General features: G+C 68.6%; 20 protein-coding genes. 12 read left to right on the forward strand and 8 right to left on the reverse strand.

From position 1 onward, the window contains the following. The first annotated feature begins 12 nt into the window (after positions 1-12). Positions 13-1,701: a dihydrolipoyllysine-residue acetyltransferase gene (gene aceF, locus ACAM26_RS15845; protein WP_369614076.1), complete on the forward strand. Its 1,689-nt coding sequence runs from the start codon at positions 13-15 to the stop codon at positions 1,699-1,701. Between the two features lie 114 nt (positions 1,702-1,815). Continuing rightward, positions 1,816-3,507 carry a dihydrolipoyl dehydrogenase gene (lpdA, locus tag ACAM26_RS15850; protein ID WP_369614077.1) on the forward strand — a complete coding sequence of 564 codons (1,692 nt, stop codon included), beginning with the start codon at positions 1,816-1,818 and terminating at the stop codon, positions 3,505-3,507. A 244-nt stretch (positions 3,508-3,751) separates the two neighbouring features. Here lpdA and ACAM26_RS15855 read toward each other — a convergent pair whose 3' ends face one another. Continuing rightward, on the reverse strand, positions 3,752-5,014 hold the full coding sequence (locus tag ACAM26_RS15855) for a hypothetical protein (protein ID WP_369614078.1): 1,263 nt from the start codon (positions 5,012-5,014) through the stop codon (positions 3,752-3,754). A 365-nt stretch (positions 5,015-5,379) separates the two neighbouring features. On the opposite strand from ACAM26_RS15855, the gene ppsA reads away from it, so the two are divergent. Continuing rightward, on the forward strand, positions 5,380-7,755 hold the full coding sequence (gene ppsA / locus ACAM26_RS15860; RefSeq protein ID WP_123140718.1) for a phosphoenolpyruvate synthase: 2,376 nt from the start codon (positions 5,380-5,382) through the stop codon (positions 7,753-7,755). Positions 7,756-7,836: 81 nt separating this feature from the next. Here the strand turns inward: ppsA and ACAM26_RS15865 are convergent, their stop codons facing one another. From ACAM26_RS15865 to ACAM26_RS15885, 5 genes are all read right to left on the reverse strand, one after another. Further along, positions 7,837-8,994, reverse strand: a complete 1,158-nt coding sequence (locus ACAM26_RS15865; RefSeq protein WP_123140717.1) for an AI-2E family transporter — start codon at positions 8,992-8,994, stop codon at positions 7,837-7,839. A 338-nt stretch (positions 8,995-9,332) separates the two neighbouring features. After that, on the reverse strand, positions 9,333-10,736 hold the full coding sequence (locus ACAM26_RS15870; RefSeq protein ID WP_123140716.1) for an NAD(P)(+) transhydrogenase (Re/Si-specific) subunit beta: 1,404 nt from the start codon (positions 10,734-10,736) through the stop codon (positions 9,333-9,335). A gap of 13 nt (positions 10,737-10,749) precedes the next feature. Continuing rightward, positions 10,750-11,046 (reverse strand): proton-translocating transhydrogenase family protein, encoded by a 297-nt coding sequence (locus ACAM26_RS15875; RefSeq protein WP_005220991.1) that lies wholly within the window; start codon positions 11,044-11,046, stop codon positions 10,750-10,752. 44 nt (positions 11,047-11,090) lie between these two features. Continuing rightward, positions 11,091-12,185 (reverse strand): Re/Si-specific NAD(P)(+) transhydrogenase subunit alpha, encoded by a 1,095-nt coding sequence (locus tag ACAM26_RS15880; protein WP_123142063.1) that lies wholly within the window; start codon positions 12,183-12,185, stop codon positions 11,091-11,093. Positions 12,186-12,414: 229 nt separating this feature from the next. Then, positions 12,415-13,251 (reverse strand): pyruvate, water dikinase regulatory protein, encoded by an 837-nt coding sequence (locus ACAM26_RS15885; protein ID WP_005220989.1) that lies wholly within the window; start codon positions 13,249-13,251, stop codon positions 12,415-12,417. 332 nt (positions 13,252-13,583) lie between these two features. Between ACAM26_RS15885 and ACAM26_RS15890 the strand changes: the two genes are divergently transcribed. After that, on the forward strand, positions 13,584-14,042 hold the full coding sequence (locus ACAM26_RS15890; RefSeq protein ID WP_369614079.1) for a hypothetical protein: 459 nt from the start codon (positions 13,584-13,586) through the stop codon (positions 14,040-14,042). 8 nt (positions 14,043-14,050) lie between these two features. Here the strand turns inward: ACAM26_RS15890 and ACAM26_RS15895 are convergent, their stop codons facing one another. Next, entirely contained in the window at positions 14,051-14,281 is a 231-nt protein-coding gene (locus tag ACAM26_RS15895; RefSeq protein ID WP_123140713.1) for a HypC/HybG/HupF family hydrogenase formation chaperone, read from the reverse strand. Between the two features lie 74 nt (positions 14,282-14,355). Between ACAM26_RS15895 and ACAM26_RS15900 the strand changes: the two genes are divergently transcribed. The 6 genes from ACAM26_RS15900 to ACAM26_RS15925 all read left to right on the forward strand — a co-directional run bounded on the left by ACAM26_RS15900 (position 14,356) and on the right by ACAM26_RS15925 (position 20,282). Next, on the forward strand, positions 14,356-14,856 hold the full coding sequence (locus tag ACAM26_RS15900; RefSeq protein ID WP_369614080.1) for a hydrogenase maturation protease: 501 nt from the start codon (positions 14,356-14,358) through the stop codon (positions 14,854-14,856). Between the two features lie 120 nt (positions 14,857-14,976). Beyond that, entirely contained in the window at positions 14,977-15,417 is a 441-nt protein-coding gene (locus ACAM26_RS15905) for a hydrogenase expression/formation C-terminal domain-containing protein (RefSeq protein WP_369614081.1), read from the forward strand. A gap of 17 nt (positions 15,418-15,434) precedes the next feature. Continuing rightward, complete coding sequence (locus ACAM26_RS15910) at positions 15,435-16,532, forward strand: hydrogenase small subunit (RefSeq protein WP_369614082.1); 1,098 nt, start codon at positions 15,435-15,437, stop codon at positions 16,530-16,532. Next, positions 16,529-17,191 carry a hypothetical protein gene (locus ACAM26_RS15915; RefSeq protein ID WP_123142067.1) on the forward strand — a complete coding sequence of 221 codons (663 nt, stop codon included), beginning with the start codon at positions 16,529-16,531 and terminating at the stop codon, positions 17,189-17,191. Before ACAM26_RS15910 ends, ACAM26_RS15915 begins: the two co-directional genes overlap by 4 nt. Then, on the forward strand, positions 17,188-18,495 hold the full coding sequence (locus ACAM26_RS15920; RefSeq protein WP_123142068.1) for a (Fe-S)-binding protein: 1,308 nt from the start codon (positions 17,188-17,190) through the stop codon (positions 18,493-18,495). The genes ACAM26_RS15915 and ACAM26_RS15920 overlap by 4 nt, the downstream gene beginning before the upstream one ends. A 56-nt stretch (positions 18,496-18,551) precedes the next feature. After that, positions 18,552-20,282, forward strand: coding sequence for a nickel-dependent hydrogenase large subunit (locus ACAM26_RS15925; protein ID WP_369614083.1), 1,731 nt, complete (start codon positions 18,552-18,554; stop codon positions 20,280-20,282). Between the two features lie 86 nt (positions 20,283-20,368). Here the strand turns inward: ACAM26_RS15925 and ACAM26_RS15930 are convergent, their stop codons facing one another. Continuing rightward, on the reverse strand, positions 20,369-20,620 hold the full coding sequence (locus ACAM26_RS15930) for a hypothetical protein (RefSeq protein WP_132230484.1): 252 nt from the start codon (positions 20,618-20,620) through the stop codon (positions 20,369-20,371). 300 nt (positions 20,621-20,920) lie between these two features. Here ACAM26_RS15930 and ACAM26_RS15935 point away from each other — a divergent pair, with 300 nt between their 5' ends. Together ACAM26_RS15935 and ACAM26_RS15940 are read left to right on the forward strand one after the other, a co-directional pair. After that, positions 20,921-21,859 (forward strand): putative 2-dehydropantoate 2-reductase, encoded by a 939-nt coding sequence (locus ACAM26_RS15935; protein WP_123140705.1) that lies wholly within the window; start codon positions 20,921-20,923, stop codon positions 21,857-21,859. A gap of 424 nt (positions 21,860-22,283) precedes the next feature. Then, the gene (locus tag ACAM26_RS15940) at positions 22,284-26,360 is read left to right on the forward strand and encodes a response regulator (protein ID WP_369614084.1); all 4,077 of its coding nucleotides are present in this window, start codon (positions 22,284-22,286) and stop codon (positions 26,358-26,360) included.

The following is a 26,360-nucleotide window of genomic DNA, read 5'->3' on the forward strand; positions in this document are numbered from 1 at the left end:
GGAGGACATCGAGTGGCCACCGTCGAAGACATCCTGTTGCCCGACATCGGGGACTTCACCGACGTCGAGATCATCGAGATCCTGGTCGCCCCCGGCGATCGTATCGAGGCGGAGCAATCCATCCTCACCCTGGAGAGCGACAAGGCGACGATCGAGATCCCGGCGCCGCGCGCCGGGGTGGTCGAGCGCCTCAAGGTCGCCGTCGGCGACCGGGTGAGCATGGGCGCGCCGTTACTCAGCATCCGCCCGACCGACACCCCGGCGCAGACGCCCACCGCCGCACCACAGCCTGCGCGCGAGGCAGCACCGCCCACCCCCGCGCCAGAGGACGCGCCAGCGGCACGGGAACCGGCCACGGGCACGCCACCCACGGCAACGGCGACCGAGGACACCGCGGTGCTGCTGCCCGACATCGGCGACTTCTCCGAGATCCCTGTGATCGAGGTGCTGGTCGCGCCCGGCGACCGGGTCGAGCTCGACCAGTCGCTGCTCACCCTGGAGAGCGACAAGGCGACCATGGAGATCCCCGCCCCCGCCGCCGGGGTGGTCAGCGAGCTGGCGGTCGCCGTCGGCGACACCCTCAACACCGGCGACCTGATCCTGATGCTGCGCGCCGATGCCCCCGCCGAGACCGACGCGCCCGCAACGCCCGAGCCGACGCGCCCAAACGCCGACAACACGCCACCAGCCGCACCCACCACCGCGCCGCAGCCGGGCGAGACGGCGCCGCGCAAGGCCCCGGTGCTGCCACGCCCCGAGGACGTCGCCGCGATCGCCCGGGGGCGCAAGGCCCACGCCAGCCCGGCGGTGCGGCGCTTCGCCCGCGAACTCGGCGTCGATCTCGACGTGGTCAAGGGGACAGGTCCCAAGGGGCGCGTACTCAAGGAGGACGTACGCGCCTTCGTCAAGCGCAGCCTCACCATCGCCGAGCCGTCCAGCCACTCCACCGCCTCGCCGGCGACGGTCGCTGCGACGCCGGCGCCGGCGATCGACCACGGCCGGTTCGGCCCCGTCGAGCGGGTCGAACTCGGACGCATCCGCAGGATCAGCGCGCGCCACCTGCACCAGAGCTGGACCGGCATCCCTCACGTCACCCAGTTCGACGAGGCCGACATCACCGAGCTCGAGGCCTTCCGCGCCGCCCACAAGACCGACCCCGACGACGCCTCGGTCAGGCTCACCCTGATCCCCTTCCTGCTCAAGGCGGTGGCCACCGCGCTGACCCGGATGCCGCTGCTCAAGGCCTCGCTCGACGCCGACGGCGAGCACCTCATCCACAAGCACTACACCCATATCGGCGTGGCCGTCGACACCCCCAACGGGCTGATGGTGCCGGTGGTGCGCGACGTCGATCGCAAGGGGCTGCGCACCCTCGCCGGCGAGCTGGCCGATCTCGGCGCCCGCGCCCGCGCCCAACGACTGCGCCCCGACGAGATGCAGGGCGGCTGCTTCACCATCTCCAGCCTCGGAGGCATCGGCGGCACCGCCTTCACCCCCATCGTCAACGCCCCGGAGGTGGCCATCCTCGGCGTCTCCCGCGCCGCCACCCGACCGGTGTGGGACGGCGAGCGCTTCGTCCCCCGCCTGCTGCTGCCGCTCTCGCTCTCCTACGACCACCGGGTGGTCGACGGCGCCGATGCGGCCCGCTTCACCACCCTGCTCGGCGGCCTGCTCGGCGACATCCGCGAGTTGCTGCTATGACCCCCTGATCCTCGGGGTCAGCCTTCGCCTGGCCCCCGGGATCGTATAGGATGAGGCGCCGAACCCGACCACCCATAGAGCGCCCATCGCGGCCCATCGAGAAGCAAGCACACTATGAGCGACACCATCAAGGTCACGGTCCCGGACATCGGGGATTTCAAGGATGTGGAGGTCATCGAGGTCCTGGTCGCCCCTGGCGACAGCGTGCAGCAGGAGACCTCGCTGATCACCCTGGAGAGCGAGAAGGCCACCATGGAGATCCCCGCCCCCGCCGCCGGACGTGTCCAGGAGATCCATCTCGGCGTCGGTGACCGGGTCTCGCAGGGCGCCACCATCCTGACCCTGGCGCCGCTGGCGGCAGGCACTGAGTCGGCTCCAGACACCACCACGGACCCCGCCGAGCAGGTCACCGAGGTGGTGGTGCTGGGTGCCGGCCCCGGCGGCTACAGCGCCGCCTTCCGCGCCGCCGACCTGGGCAAGCGCGTCACCCTGATCGAGCGTCACGCGACCCTCGGCGGGGTCTGTCTCAACGTCGGCTGCATCCCCTCCAAGGCGCTGCTGCACACCGCCGCGATCATCAACGAGGCCAAGGAACTCGGCGCCATGGGCGTGACCTTCGCCGCACCCGAGATCGATCTCGACAAGATGCGCACCGGCAAGGACAAGGTGGTGGCCAAGCTCACCAGCGGACTGGCCGGCATGGCCAAGCAGCGCGGCGTCGAGGTCATCCAGGGCACGGGCCGCTTCAGCGGCCCCAACCGCATCGTCGTCGACACCGCCGAGGGCGAGCGGCGCGTGCGCTTCGATCACTGCATCATCGCCTGCGGCTCCTCGCCGATGACCATCCCCGGCTTCCCGCACGACGACCCGCGGGTGATGGACTCGACCGACGCGCTCGAGATCCGCGACATCCCCGAGCGGATGCTGATCGTCGGCGGCGGCATCATCGGACTGGAGATGGCTACCGTCTACGCCGCGCTCGGCACCGAGATCGACGTGGTCGAGCTGCAGTCGCAGCTGATGCCGGGGTGCGACGCCGATCTCGTGCGCAGCTTCGAGAAGGTCGCCAAGAAGCGCTATCGCAAGCTGATGCTCGAGACCAAGGTTGCGGCGATGACCGCCGCCGATGACGGCATCCAGGTCCGCTTCGAGGGCAAGCACGACGGCGAGGAGACCTACGACAAGGTGCTGGTCGCCGTCGGTCGTCGCCCCAATGGCGCGCTGATCGACGCCGAGGCGGCGGGCGTCGAGGTCGACCAGCACGGCTTCATCAAGGTCGACGCGCACATGCGCACCAATGTGCCGCACATCCATGCCATCGGCGATGTGGTCGGCGGCCCGATGCTCGCCCACAAGGCCACCCACGAGGCCAAGGTCGCCGCCGAGGTGATCGCCGGACAGCCGGCGCTGTTCGACCCGCTCACCATCCCCTCGGTGGCCTATACCGACCCCGAGGTCGCCTGGATGGGCCTGACCGAGACCAAGGCCAAGGCCGAGGGTATCGCCTACGAGAAGGGGGTCTTCCCCTGGGCGGCGAGCGGTCGTGCGCTCGGCATCCATCGCACCGAGGGCATGACCAAGCTGCTGTTCGACCCCGAGACCAAGCGCATCCTCGGCGCCGGGATCGTCGGTCCCAACGCCGGTGAGCTGATCGGCGAGGCGGTGCTCGCGCTCGAGATGGGCGCCGACATGGAGGACATCGCCCTCACCATCCACCCCCATCCGACGCTCAACGAGACCATCGGGCTGGCCGCCGAGATGGCGCACGGCTCGATCACCGACCTGCTCCCGCCGAAGAAGCGTTGAGCCGACGCGCGTCGCGGCCGTCAGGGTGCGCGGCGCGCGATCTCCCCCAACCCAGGACAAGCAACACCGCATGACGTCGCCGGCGCATGCATCTGTCGGGCACGCGAACACGCCCGACGAATCGTGCACGTCGGTATCGACGGATCGATAGGGTCTTGTTCGAGAGGCGATCAGGCCATCGGGGGGACGGCCTGATCGAAGTGCCATCGGACCGACCAGACGGACGGTCCGACGACGGCGGGGATCAACGCGACTGGAAGTGGATCATCCAGGCCGGCATCGGCTTGTTGATCGGCTTGGCGGCAGGCGCAGGCTCCTCGGCGACCGGCTCGGCAGCGGCCTCCTCAGCAGCGACAGGCGCTTCCTCGGCGGTCTCGACGACGGCAGGCTCGGCAGCCTCTGCTTCGGCCGGTGCGGCGGTCTCCTCGGCGGCGACAGGCGCCTCCTCGGTGGCCTCGGCGACGGCAGGCTCAGCAGCCTCGGCCTCAGCCGGTGCAGCGCTCTCCTCCTCAGCGGCGACAGGCGCCTCCTCGGCGGCCTCGACGACGGCAGGCTCGGCAGCCTCGGCCTCAGCCGGTGCGGCGGTCTCCTCAGCGGCGACAGGCGCCTCCTCGGCGGCCTCGACGACGGCAGGCTCAGCAGCCTCTGCCTCGGCCGGTGCGGCGGTCTCCTCAGCGGCGACAGGCGCCTCCTCGGCGGCCTCGACGACGGCAGGCTCGGCAGCCTCGGCCTCAGCCGGTGCGGCGGTCTCCTCAGCGGCGACAGGCGCCTCCTCGGCGGCCTCGGCGACGGCAGGCTCGGCAGCCTCTGCCTCGGCCGGTGCAGCGGTCTCCTCGGCGGCGACAGGCGCCTCTTCGGCGGCCTCGGCGACGGCAGGCTCAGCAGCCTCTGCCTCGGCCGGTGCGGCGGTCTCCTCGGCGGCGACAGGCGCCTCCTCGGCGGCCTCGACGACGGCAGGCTCAGCAGCCTCTGCCTCGGCCGGTGCGGCGGTCTCCTCGGCGGCGACAGGCGCCTCCTCGGCGGCCTCGGCGACGGCAGGCTCAGCAGCAGCAGGCTCCTCGGCCTTCGGCTTGAGCGGAGCCATGTGCTCCATCCAGGCCGGACGCGGCTTCGAGATCACCGCCGGCTCAGCCGGGGCGCTCTCCTCGGCCGGGGCAGCCTCCTCGGCAACCTCGGGCGCAGCCTCGGCAGCCGGGGCCTCCTCGGCGGCAGCGGTCGTTTCAACCGCTGCAGCCTCAGCCGGCGCCGCGACCTCTTCAGCCGGGGCGGCAGGCGCCGGGGCCGGCTCGGGCGCGGGGGTGAGCTTCACACTGCCGATCGGGGCAAGATGCTCGGCCACCTCAACCGGAGAGGGCTCAACCCGGTTCTCCGCACGCTTCTCCGCGACGGCGACATAGATACCACCGCAGATCACGGCGATACCCACTGCCCAGACGAGTATCTTCCCAATGTCGACCGTTTCTAAAGATTCCCTCGCCTTCGCGAGCCGGGTCGCGCTCTCATTCATCAAACTGGTCCTCTTTCGTGAACGTGCAGGATGTCAGGGGCGACAACATGCGATGAGTGTTTGTATAGCCTGCCTAGGCTGCCTGAATAGGCGCAAGGGTTCAAGGGAGAATCACCCAGCCCAGAGAGCCGCGGCGCGGGGTGACGGGCCGATCAAGGCTTGACTCAGTCAATACTTACTATTAACTGAGCGCCGGGACGGTCATGCAGGCGATACGTTATATTCCTATGATTCTTCTGGGGCTGATCGATCAAACCTGCCGTCATCTGTGGGTCGTGCCCGCTTTATCGTTCACCTCGCAACGAACCGCGACCGCCCGGCCAACGCCCGGGCGGCGCAACCTCTAAGACCGGAGAAAGAACACAATGACCGACTACGTCCGCTGGCTGAGCGACCTCGGGATGGATGACGTGCCCATCGTCGGGGGCAAGAACGCCTCCCTGGGCGAGATGATCCAGAACCTGACCGATGTCGGTGTCCAGGTGCCGGGCGGATTTGCCACCACAGCCGAGGCCTATCGCGAGTTCCTCGCCAAGGACGGGCTGGATGCGCGCATCCGGGAGGCGCTCGACGCGCTCGACGTCGACGATGTCGCCGCCCTCGCCGAGGTCGGCCCGCGCATCCGCGGTTGGGTGATGGAGCAGCCCTTCCCCGAGGGGCTGGAGTCGGCCATCGACGCCGCCTACGCCAAGCTGGTCGAAGAGGCCGGCAGCGATGCGGTGTCCTGGGCGGTGCGTTCCTCGGCCACCGCCGAGGACCTGCCCGATGCCTCCTTCGCCGGACAGCAGGAGACCTTCCTCAACGTCCAGGGCCTCGACAGCATCAAGCATCGGATCAAGGAGGTCTTCGCCTCCCTGTTCAACGACCGCGCCATCTCCTACCGTGTCCACCAGGGCTTCGAGCACCACAACGTCGCGCTCTCGGCCGGCATCCAGCGTATGGTGCGCAGTGACCTCGCCGCCTCCGGCGTGATGTTCACCCTCGACACCGAGTCCGGCTTCCGCGACGCGGTGTTCATCACCGCCAGCTACGGTCTCGGCGAGATGGTGGTGCAGGGCGCGGTCAACCCCGACGAGTTCTACGTCCACAAGCCGACCCTCGAGGCCGGTCGTCCGGCGATCCTGCGTCGCAGCGTCGGCGACAAGGCCGTGCGCATGGTCTACAGCGACGCCGACAGCGACCAGCTGGTGCGCACCGAGCCGGTGCCCGAGGCCGACCAGCAACGCTTCAGCATCAGCGATGCCGAGGTCGAGGCGCTGGCCAAGCAGGCGCTGCTGATCGAGCGCCACTACGGCCGCCCGATGGACATCGAGTGGGCGAAGGACGGTATCGACGGGCGTCTCTACGTCGTCCAGGCCCGTCCCGAGACGGTGCAGAGCCGCTCGGGCAACGTCATCGAGCGCTACACCCTGCAAGAGAAGGGCGAGGTGCTCACCACCGGACGCAGCATCGGCAACCGCATCGGCGCGGGTGCTGCCAAGATCGTCAACAGCATCGCCGACATGCACCGTGTCGAGCCCGGTGATGTGCTCATCACCGACATGACCGACCCCGACTGGGAGCCGGTGATGAAGCGCGCCGCGGCCATCGTCACCAACCGTGGCGGGCGCACCTGCCACGCCGCCATCATCGCCCGCGAGCTGGGCGTCCCCGCGGTGGTCGGCTGCAACAACGCCACCGATGTGGTCAAGGACGGCCAGGCGGTGACCGTCAGCTGCGCCGAGGGCGACACCGGCTTCATCTACAACGGCAAGCTGGCGTTCGAGCACAAGCGCATCGAGCTCTCGGCCATGCCCGAGATCCCGGTCAAGATCATGATGAACGTCGGCAACCCCGACCGGGCCTTCGCCTTCGCCGCCACCCCCAACGCGGGTATCGGTCTGGCGCGACTCGAGTTCATCATCAACAACATGATCGGCATCCACCCCAAGGCGCTGCTCGAGTACGACCAGCTGCCCGAGGAGCTGCGCGCCCAGATCGCCCCGCGCATCGCCGCTTACGACAGCCCGCGCGAGTTCTACGTCGCCAAGCTCGCCGAGGGCATCTCCACCCTCGCCGCGGCCTTCGCGCCCAACTCGGTGATCGTGCGCATGTCGGACTTCAAGTCCAACGAGTACGCCAACCTCATCGCCGGTCCGCGCTACGAGCCCGAGGAAGAGAACCCGATGATCGGCTTCCGTGGCGCCGGGCGCTACGTCGCCGATCACTTCCGCGAGTGCTTCGAGATGGAGTGCGAGGCGCTCAAGCGGGTGCGTGACGACATGGGCCTGACCAATGTCGAGATCATGATCCCGTTCGTGCGCACCCTCGGTCAGGCCAAGGCGGTCAGCGAGGCGCTCGCCGCCCAGGGTCTGGAGCGCGGCAAGAACGGGCTGCGCCTGATCATGATGTGCGAGCTGCCCTCCAACGCGGTGCTGGCCGACGAGTTCCTCGAGTACTTCGACGGCTTCTCGATCGGCTCCAACGACATGACCCAGCTCACCCTGGGGCTCGACCGCGACTCCGGTCTGGTCGCCGACTACTTCGACGAGCGCGACCCGGCGGTGAAGAAGATGCTCGCCATGTCGATCGCCGCCTGCCGCGCCAAGGGCAAGTACGTCGGCATCTGCGGCCAGGGCCCGTCGGACCACAAGGACTTCGCCGACTGGCTGCTCAAGCAGGGGATCAGCAGCATCTCGCTCAACCCCGACACCGTGATCGACACCTGGCTCTACCTGGCCGAACAGGCCAAGACCCTCTGAGGTCGACCCCGCACCGGCGCCGCAGCGCCGGTCGCAACGAACCCCGGACCGCCACGGCGGCCGGGGTTTTTTCATGCCCGTTCAGCGCCCTGCGGCGTCGTCCTGATCGCCGCCTGTCTCGCTCGGCGCGGGCTCGGGGGCGGTCGGCGGCTCCTCGATCAGGTCGATGCCCTCCAGCACCTCCTCGACGTCGGGCAGCACCTCGGCGAACTCGACCCCGTACATCTCCCACACCGAGATGAACAGCGAGGCCACCACCGGGCCGATGAAGATCCCCGCCAGCCCGAACATGAAGATGCCGCCGAGGGTGCCGAAGAAGATCATCAGCTCGTGCATCTTGGTGTCCTTGCCGACCAGCACCGGGCGCAGCAGGTTGTCGAGCGAGCCGACCACCAGGCCGCAGAACAGCCCCAGCGTCACCCCGGTCACCACATCGCCCTGCACCACCAGGATCGCCACCGCCGGCGCCCACACCAGCGCCGCGCCGACGTTGGGGATCACCGACAGCACCGCCATCACCGTGCCCCAGAACACCGCGTTGTCGATGCCGGCGACGGCGAAGGCGATCCCCGCGAGCGTCCCCTGCAACAACCCGATCAGCAGCGAGCCCTTGAGCGTGGCGCGGGTCACCGAGGTGAACTTCTCCAGCATCACCCGCTCGTCGCTGGTCTTGAGCGGCAGGTAGTAGAGGATGCGCTCGATCAGCTTGGACCCGTCCATCTGCAGGAAGTACATGCTGTAGAGCAGCACGAAGGTCATGAAGACGAAGTTCGCCGTCCCCAGCGTCACCCCCGAGACCCACTCCACCAGCAGCTTGCTGAGCGCGGTGGTGGCATTGCCGAGCTGGCCGAGGATCTCGTCCTCGTAGACCATCAGCTGATCGTAGAAGGGCAGGCGGTGCAGATGATCGGCGAGCACGCCGGGGTCCTGCAGCGAGCCCTTGAACCACTCGCCGATGGCGTGGCTGACATCGAGCGCCTGCGCCAACAGCACCCAGAACAGCACCCCGAGCGGGATCAGCACCACCACCGCCATGATCAGCAGGGTCGTCATCGAGGCCAGATGACGCCGCCCGGAGAAGCGCGTCTGCAACCTCAGAAACAGCGGCCTGGCCAGCGCGCTGAACAGCCCGGCGAGGAACAGCGCCATCAGAAAGGGCTGGATCATCGTCAGGAACAGCGCCGAGATCCCCAGCGCCAGCAACAGCACCACGGTCTTGTTGACGTAATCTTGATTCATCTTCGCTCTCGTCTTGCAGTCGCCGCGCCAAAGCCCGCGACATCGAAGGGGACGGGATCAACAGGATACGCGCCCTCCCCGGCCACGCACCCCGCCCCGTGAGCGCACAGCATAGCCGCTCGGGGTTAACGGATGCAGTCGAGGACGTTGGCGCGAATCACACGGGGCAGACAAGACTGGCGCAGAGAGACACAACCGACCCGACAGCAACCCCGCCATCGAACAGTGAGTCGAGCCAGAGTAGACGACCAGCCGCGCCAGATCAGTCTCGGCCGACCCGACCTGTTCGAAGCGGGCACCCGGGCCCCGCACGGGACCCGGGCGACCCTGCCGGGGTCTCAGTGCCCGCCGCCCTTGAGCGCGGCGTTGATCGCCTCGATGGTGTCCTTGGCGTCGCCGAAGATCAGCGAGGTGTTGTCCTGGTAGAAGAGCAGGTTGTCGACGCCGGAGTAGCCGGGACGCATCGAGCGCTTGAGGAAGTAGACCTGGCGCGCGCGACCGGCCTCGAGGATCGGCATGCCGTAGATCGGGCTGGAGGCGTCCTCGCGCGCGGCGGGGTTGACCACATCGTTGGCGCCGACCACCAGCACCACGTCGGTGCCGGGGAAGTCGGGGTTGATCTCGTCCATCTCCTGGACGTTTTCGTAGGGGATGTCCGCTTCGGCGAGCAGCACGTTCATGTGCCCCGGCATCCGCCCGGCGACCGGGTGGATGGCAAAGCGCACCTCCACCCCGCGCCCCTCGAGCTGCTGCATCAGCTCCTTGAGCGCGTGCTGGGCCTGGGCGACGGCCATGCCGTAGCCGGGCACCACGATCACCCGCGCGGCGTCCTCCATCCAGTAGACGGCGTCCTCGACCGCCGCCGACTTGACCCCGCGCTCGGCGGCCTGGGCGCCGGCGCTCTCGCCGCCGCCACCACCGCTGCTGCCGAAACCGCCGAAGACGACGTTGAGGATCGAGCGGTTCATCGCCCGGCACATGATGAAGGAGAGGATGGCCCCGGAGCAGCCGACCAGCGCACCGACGATGATCAGCAGGTTGTTGTGCAGGGTGAAGCCGGTGGCCGCCGCCGCCCAGCCGGAGTAGCTGTTGAGCATCGAGATGATCACCGGCATGTCGGCGCCGCCGATGGGGATGATCAGCGTGAAACCGAGCAGCAGCGCGAGCAGGGTCATCAGCAGCAGCGAGAGCAGGCTGCCGGTGAGCGCGAAGTGCACCGCCAGCGCCACCGTCGCCAGCGCGATCAGGGCATTGAGCAGATGCTGCCCGGCAAAGCGCACCGGGGCGCCGCCGATCAGCCCCTGGAGCTTGCCGAAGGCGATCACCGAACCGGTGAAGGTGATCGCGCCGATCACCACCCCGGCCGAGATCTCGCTCATCAGCAGGGCGTCGAGCCCGCCGCTGGCGCTGCGCTCGAGGAAGGTGCCGATGCCGACCAGCACCGCGGCCATGCCGACGAAGCTGTGCAGCGCCGCGACCAGCTGCGGCATCGCGGTCATCTGGATACGCACCGCGACCACCGCGCCGATCACCGCGCCGATGGCGATGCCGGCGATGATGAAGCCGTAGGACTGCACCTGAGCGCCGAGCAGGGTGGCGGCGATGGCGATCACCATGCCGAGCATGGCGTAGAGGTTGCCGCGTCGCGCGGTGGCCGGGTGGGTCAGCCCCTTGAGCCCGAGGATGAAGAGGACGGCCGCGGCGAGATAGGCCAGCGCCTGATGATTGACTGAAAGCTCCATCGAAATGCCGTCCCTATCGCTTCTTCTTGAACATGGAGAGCATGCGGTGCGTCACCAGGAAGCCGCCGAAGACGTTGATCGAGGCGAGCAGCACCGCGAGGAAACCGAGCAACTGGGTCAGCAGCCCGGCCTCGGGGTCACCGGCGACCAGCAGCGCGCCGATCAGCACGATGCCGGAGATGGCGTTGGTGAGCGCCACCAGCGGGGTGTGCAGCGAGGGGGTCACGCCCCACACCACCCAGTAGCCGATGAAGCAGGCGAGGATGAAGACATAGAGCGCGATGATGGTTGGATCGAGCAACTCGGGCATGAGTCTCTCCGTTGGCAATGGATGGACGGATGGCGGGCGCGCGCTCAGTCGGCGCGCGCCACCATCGCGGCGGTGATCTCGTCGTCCGCCGGGTCCCTGAGCTGGGGTCCGGACGCCCCGGTCTCGATCATCAGCTCGAGCAGGTTGGCGAGGTTGCGCGCGTAGAAGGCGCTGGCGTCGGCGGCGAGCAGTGCCGGGTAGTTGGTCAGCCCGACCAGGGTGACGCCGTGACGCTCGACGACCTTGTCGGCGACGGTGAGCGGGCAGTTGCCGCCACTGGCGGCGGCCAGATCGACGATCACCGAGCCCGGGCGCATGCGCTCGACCACCGTCTCCGGGATCAGCATGGGGGCTTGGCGACAGGGGATCTGCGCGGTGGTGATGATCACCTGAGCGCGCGCCAGCTCGTCGGCGAGCGCGGCCTGCTGGCGGGCCTTGGCCGCGTCGGAGAGTTCGCGGGCGTAGCCGCCCTCGCCGGCGCCGCTCTCGCCGAGATCGAGCTCGATCGGGCGCGCGCCGAGCGAGCGGATCTGTTCGTGGGTCTCGGGGCGCACGTCATAGGCGTGGACATCGGCGCCGAGCCGCCGTGCGGTGGCGATCGCCTGCAGCCCCGCGACCCCGGCGCCGAGCACCACCAGCCGCGCCGGCTTGGCCGAGCCGGCCGAGGTCATCATCATCGGGAAGAAGCGCCCGTAGCGGCTCGCCGCCTCGAGGGTGGCGCGATAGCCGGCGATGCTGCTCTGCGAGGAGAGCGCGTCCATCGACTGCGCGCGCGAGGTGCGCGGCATCCGCTCGAGCGGGAAGACCAGCAGCTCGCGCGCCTGCATCGCCGCCAGCAGGTCGTCCTCGCCGCAACTCTCCAGAAAGCCGAGATAACGCGCGCCGCGGCGCATCAGCGCGACCTCATCGGGCTCGGGGCGGCGCACCTTGAGCACCAGGTCGGCGTCGTAGACCGTCTCGCGCGCGCCGAGGCTCGCACCGGCCTCGGCATAGTCCGCATCGGGGTAACCGGCGCGCGCACCGGCGCCCTCCTCGACCCAGACCTCCAGGCCCTTGGCCACCAGCTTGCGCACCACCTCCGGGGTCGAGGCCACACGGGCCTCGCCGGGACGGCGCTCCATGGGAATGCCTATCTTCATTCGCGTCTGTCCCTTCTCGTCCTCGTCTCGACACGTGCATGGTCGTGCCTGTAAGTCATTATCAGGACCGCCAAAGCAGCCCGCAACCGCACCGGTCAGCCGGCACGCGCATCTCGACAGCGGCGGTCGAAACCCTGTTCGGGTCAGGGATTAATCGGCAATTTAAAATATCTTTAAATGCTTATTCAACACCCAAACGGGATCGGGCGGGCGTGGCCCGCCCACGCGCTCAGCGTACCCGCAGCGCCAGCGGTCGCTCCTGGTTCTCCTTGAAGCTCTTGATGATCTGCGCCGAGACCTCCTCGATCGACTGGCTGGTGGTGTTGATCACCGGCACCTGGAGACGGCGGAAGATCTGCTGCGCCTGACGCAGGTCCTGCTGGCACTTCGACAGCGAGGCATAGGGGCTGCCGGGGCGACGCTCCTCGCGGATCAGCTGCAGGCGCTGGGGGTCGATGATCAGCGCGAACAGCTTGTCGCGACAGTCCCACACCTGCTTGGGCACGTCGCCGTGCTCGAAGTCCTCCTCGGTGATCGGGTAGTTGGCCGCGCGCAGTCCGTAGTGCATCGCCAGATAGAGACAGATCGGGGTCTTGCCCGAGCGCGAGACGCCGAGCAGCACCACGTCGGCGCGGCTCAGGTTGTCGGGGCGCACGCCGTCGTCGTTGGCCATGGCGAAATTGATCGCCTCGATCCGCTTGGTGTAGAAGTTCGGCCGGGTGATGGCGTGACTGCGCCCGGACTCACGACTCGGCGAGACCCCGAGTTCGGCCGAGAGCGGCTCGACGAAGCCCTCGAACAGCTCCATGTAGAAGCAGTTGCCGGTCTTGAGGATGTCGCGGATCTCGTCGTTGAGCATGGTGGCGAAGACGATCGGTCGCACCCCGTCGCGCTCGGCCGCCTCCTGCATCCGCTGGGTGAGCGCCTTGGCACGCATCTCGGTGTTGATGTAGGGCATGTAGACCTGCTCGAAGTCGACGGTGTCGAACTGCGACAGCAGGCTGTGGCCAAGGGTCTCGGCGGTGATGCCGGTGCTCTCGGAGACGAAGAAGACGGTTCTGTTCATAGACTCGATTCCAGACGGGGAGGAAGACACCCGCGACCGGGGCACACCCGGCCACTGTCCCTATCCTCGCATAAAGTCGCCAGCTATCAGCCGCCAGCCTCCAGTGGGCCTGTATCCGCAACGACGGCGCGCGCTTGCCGCCCCGTCCCTACGCCCAGCGATCGAGGGCAGACTGCGGCTGGCGGCTGGCGGCTGGCGGCTGGCGGCTGGCGGCTGGCGGCTGGCGGCTGGCGGCTGGCGGCTGGCGGCTGGCGGCTGGCAATATGATCATTTACTGATATTCTTGACGCGATCTCAGCCGGTCCTTCACCCGCCAACTCGAGGAGCCGATCATGGCCATCCGTATCGAGACCGACCAGGACCTTCGCGCCGCGCTCGACGCGCTCGCGCATCGCGAGCGACGCGTCCTCGGTTGCCGCTTCGCCGAGCGTGTCGGCGCGCTGTGCAGCGATGCGCGCGTCCATCAGGCGATCGCCACCGGGGTCGATCCGGCCAGCCCCCCGGAGGCGCTCGCCGAGGCCTTCCGCATCGCCAAGGCGCACGCCACCCGCACCTATACCGACTGTGGCAAGGACACCGACTGGATGGCCCAGGCCGAGCACTTCGTCGCCGCCGCCGCCAGCGCCGCGCTCGCCCCCGAGGACGTACGTCGCGATGCCCGCAACCCCGCCTGGAAGGCGGCGGTGCAGGCACGCATGGCGATCAACTGCGCGATGATGGAGGACGATACGCAGTCGGAGTCCGCCGAGGTCGAGGCGCAATACGCGCTCGCCCGCGAGGTCCAGGGCTGAGCGGCCCGCTACTCCCGTCCCGCCGCCAGCATCTCGTCGTAGAGACGCCAGGCCTCGGCGGCGGCCTCGGGGTCGACCCGTTCGATCGCGTGCCCCAGGTGGACCACCACGTAGTCACCGACGACGAGCGGCTCGTGCGCCAGCATCAACAGGCTGGCCTGTCGCTCCACGCCCCCGGCCTCGCAGTGGGCGACCAGACCGTCGATCGCGCGGATCCGCATCGGTATCCCGAAACACATCTGTTCTCTCCCGACGGCCCGAGGCCGTCTCTCCAGCACGGCGCGCCCGCATCCAACCAGGATGGACCCAGACCATGCATCAGCCCCCATCACCGCCACCCCGCGAACCCGATACCCTGATCCTCGGCATCGGCAACCTGCTGCTCAGCGACGAGGGCCTCGGCCCGCGCCTGGTCCGCCGGCTCGAGGTCGAGTCCGGCCCGGGCGCGCCCTTCCGCTGTCTCGACGGCGGCACCCTGGGATTCACCCTGGCCACCGACATCGCCGCCTTCGCGCGGCTGATCGTGGTCGATGTCGCCACCCTGGGCGAGCCCCCCGGCACCATCCGGGTGTTCGAGGACGCGGCGATGGATGCGCATCTGCGCGCCCACGCCAGCAGCGTGCACGAGGTCGGGCTCGCCGATCTGCTCGACATCACCCGGCTCACCGACAGCCTGCCGCAGCCGCGCGCGCTGGTGGCCATCGAGCCCGAACGGATCGACTGGGGCGAACACCTGAGCCTCTCGGTCGAGGCCGCGCTGCCCGGCGCCATCGCCGCGGTTCACGCCCTGCTCAGACGTTGGGGCGATGAATAACCCCGCGAGACACTCACTATATTGGAGCTTGCTAACCTTCTTAAATAGCTGCGCCAAGTCAACTCGAAACGCAGACAAAGCGCCTAAACTCCCTCCCAAGGTCAGTCCGAGGTGAGCGACATGCCCACACTGGAATCCATCGCCCCCGCCGGGGACACGGACACGGACGCTCTCCCCCCCCTGCCCGGACCACTGGTCCCGCTGCTCCATGAGGTGCGCCACGCGCTCGCCCGGCTCGTCGCCGATGGCGGCGAACACCGCATCGACCTCCATGCCCTGCCGCTCGACGCCACGCTGATCGACCAGCTGCTGGCCTTCATCGGTCGCGGCGAGGTCGAGGCGCGGATCGACGCCATGGGACCGACCCGGGTCCACGAGTCGGCCATCGCCGGGGTGTGGGTCGTCGACTACCGCGACGCCGACGACCAGCGGCTCGCGCTGCATCTCGAGATCGCCACCGTCCCGCAGATCCTGCGCACCGATCGGGCCACGCTCAGCGCCGGTCTGCAGCGCCTCGACGCCGGGCTGGCCGGCGCGGGCGACCCGTCTCCACCGTCCTGACGCCACGAGGAGGGATCATGGCCGCCTCCCAGACACTCGCCGAGCAGCTGCGTGCCCAAGGGGTCTCGCGGCGTGGTTTTCTCAAGTTCTGCGCTGCCACCGCCTCGCTGATGGCGCTGCCGCCGAGCCTGATCCCGAGGATCGCCGAGGCGCTGGAGGCGGCGCGCCGCCCCTCGGTGATCTGGCTCTCCTTCCAGGAGTGCACCGGCTGCACCGAGTCGCTCACCCGCAGCCACGCCCCGACCCTCGAGGGGCTGATCTTCGAGGCGATCTCGCTCGACTACCACCACACCCTGCAGGCGGCCTCGGGCGAAGCGGCCGAGGCCGCGCGGCTGCAGGCGATGCGCGACAATGCCGGGGACTATCTGGTGGTGGTCGACGGCTCCATCCCCGGTCCGGAGGCCAACCCCGGCTATTCCACCGTCGCCGGTCACAGCAATCACGCGATCCTGATGGAGACCGTGGAGCATGCCGCGGCGGTGATCGCGGTGGGCACCTGCGCCGCCTTCGGCGGACTGCCGCGCGCCGCCCCCAACCCCACCGGCGCGCGCGCGGTGATGGAGCTGGTGCACGACAAGCCGATCGTCAACATCTCCGGCTGTCCGCCGATCCCGATGGCGATCACCGGGGTGCTGGCGCATTACCTGACCTTCGGTCGACTGCCCGAGCTCGACGCCTACTGGCGGCCGCTGGCCTTCTTCGGCGAGTCGATCCACGACCGCTGCTATCGCCGTCCCTTCTACGACCGGGGCCTGTTCGCCGAGTCCTTCGACGACGAGGGCGCGCGCCAGGGCTGGTGTCTCTACCGGCTCGGCTGCAAGGGTCCGACCACCTACAACGCCTGCGCCACCCAGCGCTGGAACGGCGGCACCAGCTGGCCGATCGAGGCCGGGCACCCCTGTCTCGGTTGCTCGGAGCCGGCCTTCTGGGACGCCGGCGGCTTCTACCGGGCCGTCTCGGTACCACCACGGGTGAACGCCGCAGCACTGCTCGGCGCCGGCGCCGCCGGGGCCGCGCTCGGCGCCGGCACGGCGCTGGCCGCCAGGCACCTCACCCGCGACGAGCAGCAGCACCGCGAACCGGTCACCGTCGAAGAGCTGGAGAAGAAGCTATGAACGGCGCGATGGAATTCCTGCTGTGGACCAAGGGGCCGATGTTCCAGATCGCACTCGGCATCTTCGCCGTGGGGATGCTGGCGCGGCTGTTCGAGATCCTGCTGCTCGGGCGCGCCACCAACCATGCCGAGGCGCGCGCCGGTGAGTGGCTGCCGGGGCTGCGCACCGTCTTCACCCGCACCATCCCCGACCCCGGCACCTTCAGGCGCGCACCCTTCGACGTGCTGGTCGGCTGGGTCTGGCACCTCGGCTTCATCATTGTGCTGCTGCTCTCCGTGCCGCATGTGGAGCTGATCGCCGGGGTCTTCGGCGTCTCCTGGCCGGCCCTGCCCAACCCGGTGATCGACCTGCTCACCGCCATCACCCTGGCCGGGCTGGTCGCGGCGCTGCTCCATCGTCTGCTCCACCCGGTCAAGCGCCGGATCAGCATCCCCCAGGACTATCTGGTGTGGGCACTGACCTTCGCCGTGGTGCTGACCGGCTATCTCGCCTATCACCGCCTGGTCGAGCCCTATCCGCTGGCGCTCGGCATGCACATCCTCAGCGCCGAGCTGCTGCTGATCTGTCTGCCCTTCACCAAGCTCACCCATATCTTCACCACCGTCTTCGCGCGCTGGTACAACGGCGCGGCCTTCGGCCGCAAGGGGGTGCGGTCATGAGCGAACTCTCTCTCGAACGTGGACTGGCCGCGCTGCGCGCCGAGATCGACGCCCCGGTGGCGGCCTTCTTCTCGAGCTGCGTGCGCTGCGGGCTGTGCGCCCAGTCCTGCCCCTTCTATCTGGAGACCGGCGACCCGCGCTACACCCCGATCCTCAAGCTCGAGCCGCTACGACGGGTGTGGGAGGCCGAATTCACACTGTGGGGACGGATCAAGCGCTGGCTGGGTCTGGGACAGGAGGTCAGCGACGCCATGCTCGCCGAGTGGGAGCCGTTGCTCTACGACAGCTGCACCATGTGCGGGCGCTGCTCCATGGTCTGTCCGGTGGGCAACGACCTCGCCTACATGATCCGCAAGACCCGTGAGGGCATGGTGCAGTCCGGCCACGCCCCGGAAGGGCTGGTCGCCGCCTCGGTGCGCGCGATCCAGACCGGCAGCCCGATGGGACTGCAGTGGAAGACGCTGGCGGTACAGATCCAGCACGTCGAGCGCAGCACCGGGCTGACGGTGCCGGTCGATCGCGCCGGGGCCGAATACCTGGTGATGCTCTCGTCGATGGAGATCATCAACTTCCCCGAGTACCTCGAGGCGATCACCCGCATCTTCGATCACGCCGGGGTGCGCTGGACGCTCTCCACCCAGTGCTTCGAGGCCACCAACGCCGGCATCCAGATCGGCAGCAAGGACATCGCCGCCGAGCTCGTCGAGCGGGTGGTGGCCGCAGCCTCGGCGCTCGGAGTGAGCCGGGTGATCAGCCCCGAGTGCGGTCACGCCTTCACCGCGATCCGCTGGGAAGGCCCGAACCTGATCGGGCGCCCCTATCCCTTCCGCGTCTTCCACATCATCGAGGTGCTCGACGAGCTGCGCCGCGACGGACGACTGCACACCGAGGGCAAGGAGGCAGACCGGCTGTCGATGCACGATCCCTGCAACCTCGCGCGCAAGAGCGGGGTGATCGGCGAGCAGCGCGCGCTGATGGGCCTGGTGGCGGAGAACTTCGTCGACCTCGACGAGCACGGGCGCTTCCAGTGGTGTTGCGGGGCTGGCGGCGGGGTCAGCTCCAACGAGCGCGCCGAGCCGCTGAAGCTCGCCGCCTTCAAGCGCAAGAAGGCGCAGATCGAGGCGGTCGAGCCCGAGCGCATGGTGACCATGTGCGCCACCTGCCGCACCCAGCTCGAGGAGGGGCTCGAGGAGTTCAACATGGACATCCCGGTGGTCGGGCTGACCGAGATGATCGCCGAGCATCTGGTCGAGCGACCGGCCGTCGAGCCCGAAGCGGGCACCGAGTCCGGCCAGCCGGCCTGAGCCAACCCGCATGAGCCAGGCCGGGAGACCCGGCCAGCAGCAGGAGAGCCAGTTCCATGAGTCAACGTGTCGTCGTCGACCCCGTCACCCGCATCGAGGGGCACCTGCGCATCGAGGCCGAGCTGTCCGGTGACCGCATCGCCCGCGCCTACAGCTCGGGCACCTCGGTGCGCGGCATCGAGACCATCCTGCGCGGTCGCGACCCGCGCGATGCCTGGGCCTTCGCCCAGCGCATCTGCGGCGTCTGCACCCTGGTCCACGGCATCGCCTCGGTGCGCGCGGTCGAGGACGCGCTCGGCATCACCCCGCCGCTCAACGCCCAGCGCATCCGCAACCTGATGATCGGCGCGCAGTACATCCACGACCACGTGATGCACTTCTATCACCTCCACGCGCTCGACTGGGTGGACGTGGTCTCGGCGCTCGAGGCCGATCCGGCGGCAACCTCGACCCTGGCCCAGACGATCAGCGCCTGGCCGAAGTCCTCGCCGGGTTACTTCAGCGAGGTGCGCAAGCGGCTGCGCGGCTTCGTCGAGTCCGGCCAGCTTGGCATCTTCGCCAACGGCTACTGGGGGCACCCGGCCTACCGGCTGCCGCCGGAGGCCAACCTGATGGCGGTGGCGCACTATCTCGAGGCGCTCGCCTGGCAGCGCGACGCGGCCCGGCTGCACGCCATCTTCGGCGGCAAGAATCCGCATCCGAACTTCGTCGTCGGCGGCGTACCCTGCCCCATCGACCTCGATTCCGACTCGGCGCTCGACGCCAGCCGACTGGCCGAGGTGGCCGCGATCATCGCGCGCATGCGCACCTTCGTCGAGCAGGTCTATCTCCCCGACACCCTGGCCATCGCCGGCTTCTACAAGGACTGGGCCGAGCGCGGCGAGGGGCTCGGCAACTTCCTCTGCTACGGCGACCTTCCCAGCGGCGAGACGCTGAGCCCGGAGGGCTTCCTGTTCCCGCGCGGGGTGGTCCTCGGGCGCGACCTCGACACCATCCACGAGATCGATCTCGACGACCCCGAGCAGATCCAGGAGTTCGTCGCCCACGCCTGGTACGACTATCCCGGAGGCAAGGATCAAGGCTTGCACCCCTATGCCGGCGAGACCCGGCTCGACTACGACGGGCGCGGCGGGGTGCGACCGCCCTATACCCAGCTCGACGTCGCCGATGGCTATTCGTGGATGAAGTCGCCGCGCTGGAAGGGCCACGCGGTCGAGGTCGGCCCGCTGGCACGGGTGCTGCTCCTCTACGCCCGCGGTCACGAACAGACCCGCGAGCTGGTCGGTCAGGCGCTGCGCCAGCTCGATCTGCCGATCACCGCGCTCTACTCGACGCTCGGGCGCACCGCCGCACGCGCGCTCGAGACCCGTATTCTGGTCGACGCCATGGACGACTGGTATCGCGGCCTGATCGACAACATCCGCGCCGGCGACACCCGCACCTTCGACGCCCGCACCTGGGACCCCGAGACCTGGCCGCGCGAGGCGCGCGGCGCCGGTTACATGGAGGCCCCGCGCGGCGCGCTCGGTCACTGGATCGTGATCCGAGACGGTCGGATCGAGAACTATCAGGCGGTGGTGCCCTCGACCTGGAACGCCGGCCCCCGCGACGCCGCGGAGCAGCCCGGTGCCTACGAGGCGGCACTGGAGCACAACCACCAGCTGGTCGACCCCAGACAGCCGGTGGAGATCCTGCGCACCATCCACTCGTTCGACCCCTGCATCGCCTGCGCCGTGCACCTGGCCGACCCCGACTCCGGCGAGCAACTGGAGATCAAGGTCTGCTGACCCCGGTGCGCGGACAGCTCAGCGCCCGACCTTGATGGCCAGGCGCGCTCGGCATGGGAGATGCCCATAGGGCGGCCAGGTCGCGCTCAGCAGGCCTCGGACAGCACCTCGTCGACCCGGCTCGCAGACCGGGGGCGACTCGTGTGCGCGCCGACCGGTCGGGATGGCGCGACGGCCTCCGGGAGCGCTGCGGCGCTCACCTGCGCCGACTCGACATGGCCCAGCCCCAGCGCGCTCGGCACCCAGCGATAGGCCGCTGGCGAGCACATGCCGAGCATCCACCCGGAGGCGAAGGCCCAGGCGGGGACCAGACCGAAGGATTGGTAGAAATAGGTCACGATCGGACTCCACTGCTTGATCGATGCGCGTACGAGGAGAGTCCGTCGCCTGTCGCATACACCGGATTGGGATGGTCTCGCGCCGACATCGCCACCGGCGACTCAGCGGAGCCAGACACCATCGCTTTCGTCCTGGGTTCAGGGTAACCCAGACAGGGGCGGAGCGACGCGATCCGGGTCGCGTTTCACTCGCTCGACCAGCACGACGGGCCGCCTCGCGGGCGAGGCATCGTCGAGGGCGTATACTGAGATGTTGCAATCCAACCTCCAGTGCGTCCCCGGACGCATCACCAGCAAGACATGACAGCATCAACCGATCTCAGCTTCACCATCCTCGGCACCGGTGCACTCGGCGGCTTCTACGGGGCACGGCTGCAGGCAGCCGGCGCGACCGTGCGCTTCATCGCCCGCAGCGACGCGGCGACCATCGCCCGCGACGGGCTGCGCGTCGACTCGCCCCTCGGCGACCTCCATCTCGACCCGGTCGAGGTCTATCGCGACAGTGACGCCATCCCGCCGAGCGACGTGGTCTGCGTCGCGCTCAAGACCATCCAGAACCACCGCCTGCCGACACTGCTGCGCCCCCTGGTCCGTCCCGGCACCATCATCCTCAACCTGCAAAACGGCCTGACCATGGAGGACGAGCTGGCCGCCGCCTTCCCCGAGGCGCGGGTGATCGCGGGGATGTGCTATCTGTGCTCGAACAAGGTCGGACCCGGACACATCGTCCATCTCGACTACGGCACCGTGAGCTTCGCCCCCTTCGACGAGCGCGACCGCGCCTGCATCGAACCGCTGATGCAGGCCTTCTCGGCCGCCGGGGTCGAGGTCGAGTCCCTGCCCGACCTGCACCAGGCACGCTGGCGCAAGCTCGCCTGGAACATCCCCTTCAACGGTCTCTCGGTGCTGCTCGACGCCGATACCGACCGGATCATCGCCGACCCCGACGCGCGCCGCCTCGCCCAGCGGCTGATGGCCGAGGTCGCGCGCGGCGCCGAGGCCTGCGGCCATCCCTTCGCACCGGACTTTCCCGAGCGGCTGATACGCTTCACCGAGCAGATGCGGCCCTATGCCCCGAGCATGCGGCTGGATTATCTCGACAAGCGTCCGCTGGAGCTCGAATACATGTATCGCCGCCCACTGCGGGAGGCTGAGCGCCACGGCGCGCAGCTGCCCGTGATCACCGCCCTCGCCGATGCCCTGGCCTTCCGCGATCGGCACAACCGCGCCGCCGGTTGAAGCCCTTCGCAGCCACGATGCGCCCCAGCAGATGGGGCGCCACCCATCGGGTGTTTCCCGCCAACCTCGACGATCCGGCCAGCGGCGCTTGAACCCACCCCAAGCGTCGCCACCATCCAACGGCAGTCTGGACGCACGATCGCCACCCCGGGACTGACCCGCGCCTCACCGCGGGGGCGCGCCCGAGTCCACCCGTCAGTAGTCGCCGACACCGGTGACAGGCGCCGAGACCGCACTCGCCAGCAGCAACGACAAGGACCCGGACGAAGCCCCCAGGAAGCGCCCTCGTGGAGGAATCGATGATGTCGACCCGAGCAGCCACGCTCACCGATCACGCCGCTTCCGCGCCAAGACCGGCACCCCACCGATGGCCGGCACTCTGCTGCCGGGATCCTGACCGACGCCTGCCCGACTGAGCGTGATGGTGACCTCCAGACTCCGCCGGCTCGCTGCCACGGTCCCGCTGTACCTCCCGCTGCTGCTGCTCGCGGCCGGGCTGGTCCTCGCCGTCGTGGTCCACGCCCAGCTGGCCAACGAGAACGAGACCACCAAGCGCGAACGCTTCGCCTTCCTGGTCGAGCGGGTCGTCGACCAGCTCAGGGATCGCATGCAGATCTACGAATACGGCCTGCGCGGTGCCCGCGGCGCGATCATCAGCGCCGGCGGCGACCAGGTCCGACTCGCCGACTTCCGCCGCTACATGGCCTCACGCGAGCACCGACGCGAGTTTCCCGGATCACGGGGTTATGGCTATATCAGCCGGGTCGCTCCTGACCAGGTCGACGCCTTCATCAGGCGCATTCGTCACGATGGACGTCCCGACTTCACTGTCCACCAGCTCCAGAAACACGATGGCGAGCGCTTCGTGATCCAGATCATCGAGCCGCTCGAGCACAATCGCGAGGCCATCGGTCTCGACATCGCCTCGGAGTCCAATCGACGCCAGGCAGCCATCAACGCCATGCACAGCGGTCAGCCGACCCTGACCGCGCCGATCACCCTGGTGCAGGCCAGCGGCAAGCCTCTACGCTCCTTCCTGTTGTTGCTGGCGCTCTCCGAGCCGGCAGCGGCCAGGGACGACAAGACGACCGTGGTCGGCTGGGCCTATACGGCACTGGTGATCGACGAGGTCCTGGCGGACTTCGACTTCCGCGGCGACGAGTTCAGCCTGACGCTCACCGACCTCGACGACAACGAACGACCCGAACGCTTCTACAGCTCGCCCGGCAGCGACACGCCGATCATCGACGACCTCGTCGCCCGTCACACCATCGCGCTCTACGGACGACGCTGGCAGATCGAGATCAAGGTACTGCCAGCCTTCCTCGCCAACCTCAACCTGCGCGATCCCCAGCATGTCGCCGGGCTGATCGCGCTGTTCTCGACTCTGATCTCGGGGCTGCTGTGGATCTATCTCGACAATACCCGCAAGCGATTGCAGACGGCCGAGTCACGCGGCCGACTCGCCGCCATCATCGAGTCGACCGACGACGCCATCATCGGCCAGGGACTCGACAATCGGGTCGTCAGCTGGAACCCGGCGGCGGAGCGGCTGTTCGGCTACCGTGCCGATGAGATGATCGGCCAGCCACCGCCGGTACTCGATACCAAGGGGAATGTCGAGGCCTGGAAGGCGGGACTTGCCCAGGTCCGCAGCGGCCAGACCCTGCGTCGATTCGGCATCCAGCATCGCCATCGCGACGGGCGTCTCATCGAGCTGGCCGCGACCATCTCACCGGTCCGCAACGGCGACGGCGGGATCATCGGGCTGTCCTATATCGTTCGCGACCTCAGCGACTACCATCGTCTGGAGGCCCAGCTGCGCACCACACTCTCGCGCATGCGCCTGGCGCTCGATGCCGCGGGCATCGGCATCTGGGAGTGGCAACTCGACGACAACCAGTTGACCTGGGACCAGCGGATGTACGCCATCTACGGACTCGAGCACGGTCGCGACGGCAGGCCGGCACTCGACTATACCGCCTGGCTGTCACGGATCCACCCACTCGACCGCCCCCATGTCGAGGAGCGATTGCGACTGCAGTTGCTCGGCAAACAGGTCGACGAGCTCAGCTTCCGCATCCAGCACACCAGCGGCGAGATCCGTCACATCCACTCGGCGGCGCTGATCGAGCGTGACCAGCAAGGGCAGCCACTGCAGATGGTCGGCACCAACCGCGACGTGACCGACAAGTACAAGGCCGAGCAGGCACTGATCGACGCCAACCGTCAGCTCGAACTCAAGGTCGGCCAGCGCACCCACGAGCTGCTCGCCCTCAACGAGCGGCTGCGCGAGGCGGTGCGCCAGGCCGAGACGGCCACCGAGGCCAAGAGCGGATTTCTCGCCAACATGAGCCATGAGATCCGCACCCCGATCAACGCCGTGCTCGGCCTGACCTATCTGCTCGACCAGACCGCGCTCGACGATGAGCAACGGCGACTGGTGGTCAAGATCCACAGCGCCAGCCGCGCCCTGCTCGCGCTGGTCAACGACATCCTCGACTTCTCCAAGATCGAGGCCGGGCGACTCGAGGTCGAGCATGTGCCGTTCAGTCTCGGCGAGGTCCTCGAGAACATCGCCACCATCATGGCCCCGGAGAGCGGCAACCATCAGGTCGAGCTGATCGTCGGCGTCCCGCCCAAGGGAGTCGACACCCTCTACGGCGACGCCCTGCGACTCCAGCAGGTGCTCACCAACCTGGTCTCCAACGCGCTCAAGTTCACCGAGCAGGGCCAGGTGCTGGTGCGGGTCCTCTGCGACGACTCCGAACCCGATCAGCTCAGGCTGCACTTCAGCGTCAAGGACACCGGGATCGGCATCGCCCCGGACAAGCTGCAGGCAATCTTCCAGGCCTTCACCCAGGCCGACACCTCGACCACCCGGCGCTTCGGCGGCAGCGGGTTGGGACTTGCCATCTGCCGGCGCCTGGTCGAGGCGATGGGCGGGACGCTCGGCGCGACCAGCCAGGTCGGTCAAGGCAGTGAGTTCTGGTTCACTCTGCCCTACGCCGCGGCACCCACCATGTCGCAGCGTCCCCCGCTGCCGCGCTGCAATGTGCTGGTGGTCGACGACAACGAGGCCGCGCGCGCAACCCTGAAGGCCTGCGCCAGGACCCTCGGTTGGGACTCGATGACAGCCAGCTCGGGCGAGGAGGCGCTGGCGCTGCTGTTCGATCGCCAACCCGGACCGTCCCCCTTCGACCTGTTGCTGATCGACTGGCGGATGCCGGGGATGGACGGCATCGAGACGGTCAGGATCGCGCGCGACACGCTCCCCTCCGAACAGATGCCCCGCGTGATCATGGCCACCGCCTATGGCCGCGAACACGAACTCGCCACAGAGATCGACGCACTCATCCACAAGCCGGTCACCCCTTCGGCGCTCTACAACGCCATGCAGCAGATCGAACAGCCGACGACGCGACACGCCGGCTCGGCGGCGCAGCCCCCCGGACACCAAGAGCCACGTCTTGAAGAGGTTCGATTGCTGGTGGTCGACGACAGCGAGATCAATCGCGAGGTCGCCCGCACCATCCTCGAGGGCGAGGGCGCCGAGGTCCACGAGGCCGCCAACGGGCGCGAGGCGGTCGACTGGGTCGAGCAGCACCCGCAGGGTGTCGATCTGGTGCTGATGGATATCCAGATGCCGGTGATGGACGGCTACATGGCAACCCAAGAGATCCGCCAACGGCTCGGTCTCGCGCAACTGCCGGTGATCGCCCTGACCGCCGGCGCCTTCCAGCCTCAGCGCGAGGCCGCGCTCGCCGCAGGGATGGATGACTTCCTGCCCAAGCCCTTCGATGTCGACCAGATGATCGCGACCATCCGCAGCCATCTCTGTCACACGCCGACGAACGGCAAGGGAATCGAGTCGCCGGCGCCCTCACACCATGACACAGAGGGCAGCCTGCCCCTGCTCGACAGCGCCGAGGCGATGACGCGCTGGCGCAACGCGACCGTCTATACGACCAACCTGCGCCGTTTCGGCGACGAGTACGCCAATACCGGGAGCAAGCTCCACCGGCTCGAGGAGTCGGGCGATCGCAACACCATCGCGACGCTCACCCACAAGCTCAAGGGAGCGGCCGGCAACCTCGGGCTGAAGTCGCTGCAGCAGGCGGCCACGGAGCTGGAGACGGCCGCGCACTCAGGCATGGCCGAGCAGACGAGATCGGCGATCGACCAGCTGACGCGCACCATGACGGCCAGCCTGCACGCGATCGCCGAGTACATCGAGCAACACCCGCCGCCGGCCGCGGCGGCGCAAAAACGATCGCCAAGCACGGAGGCCGGGACGGATGCCCTGGTACAGCAACTGCTCGAAGCGCTCGATCAGGACGACCCGGCGAGGGTTCGCCCGCTGCTCGACAGCCTCGAACCTCGCATCGCCCCCGAGCTGCTCGCCCCGATTCGCGAGCGACTCGAGGCCTTCGATTTCCGCGCCGCGGAGACGGCGACTCGACGCCTGATCGAGACACTGGATACGACGCTAGATGGGTGA

The organism is Marichromatium sp. PS1 (assembly GCF_041155115.1).
Lineage (GTDB): Bacteria > Pseudomonadota > Gammaproteobacteria > Chromatiales > Chromatiaceae > Marichromatium > Marichromatium gracile.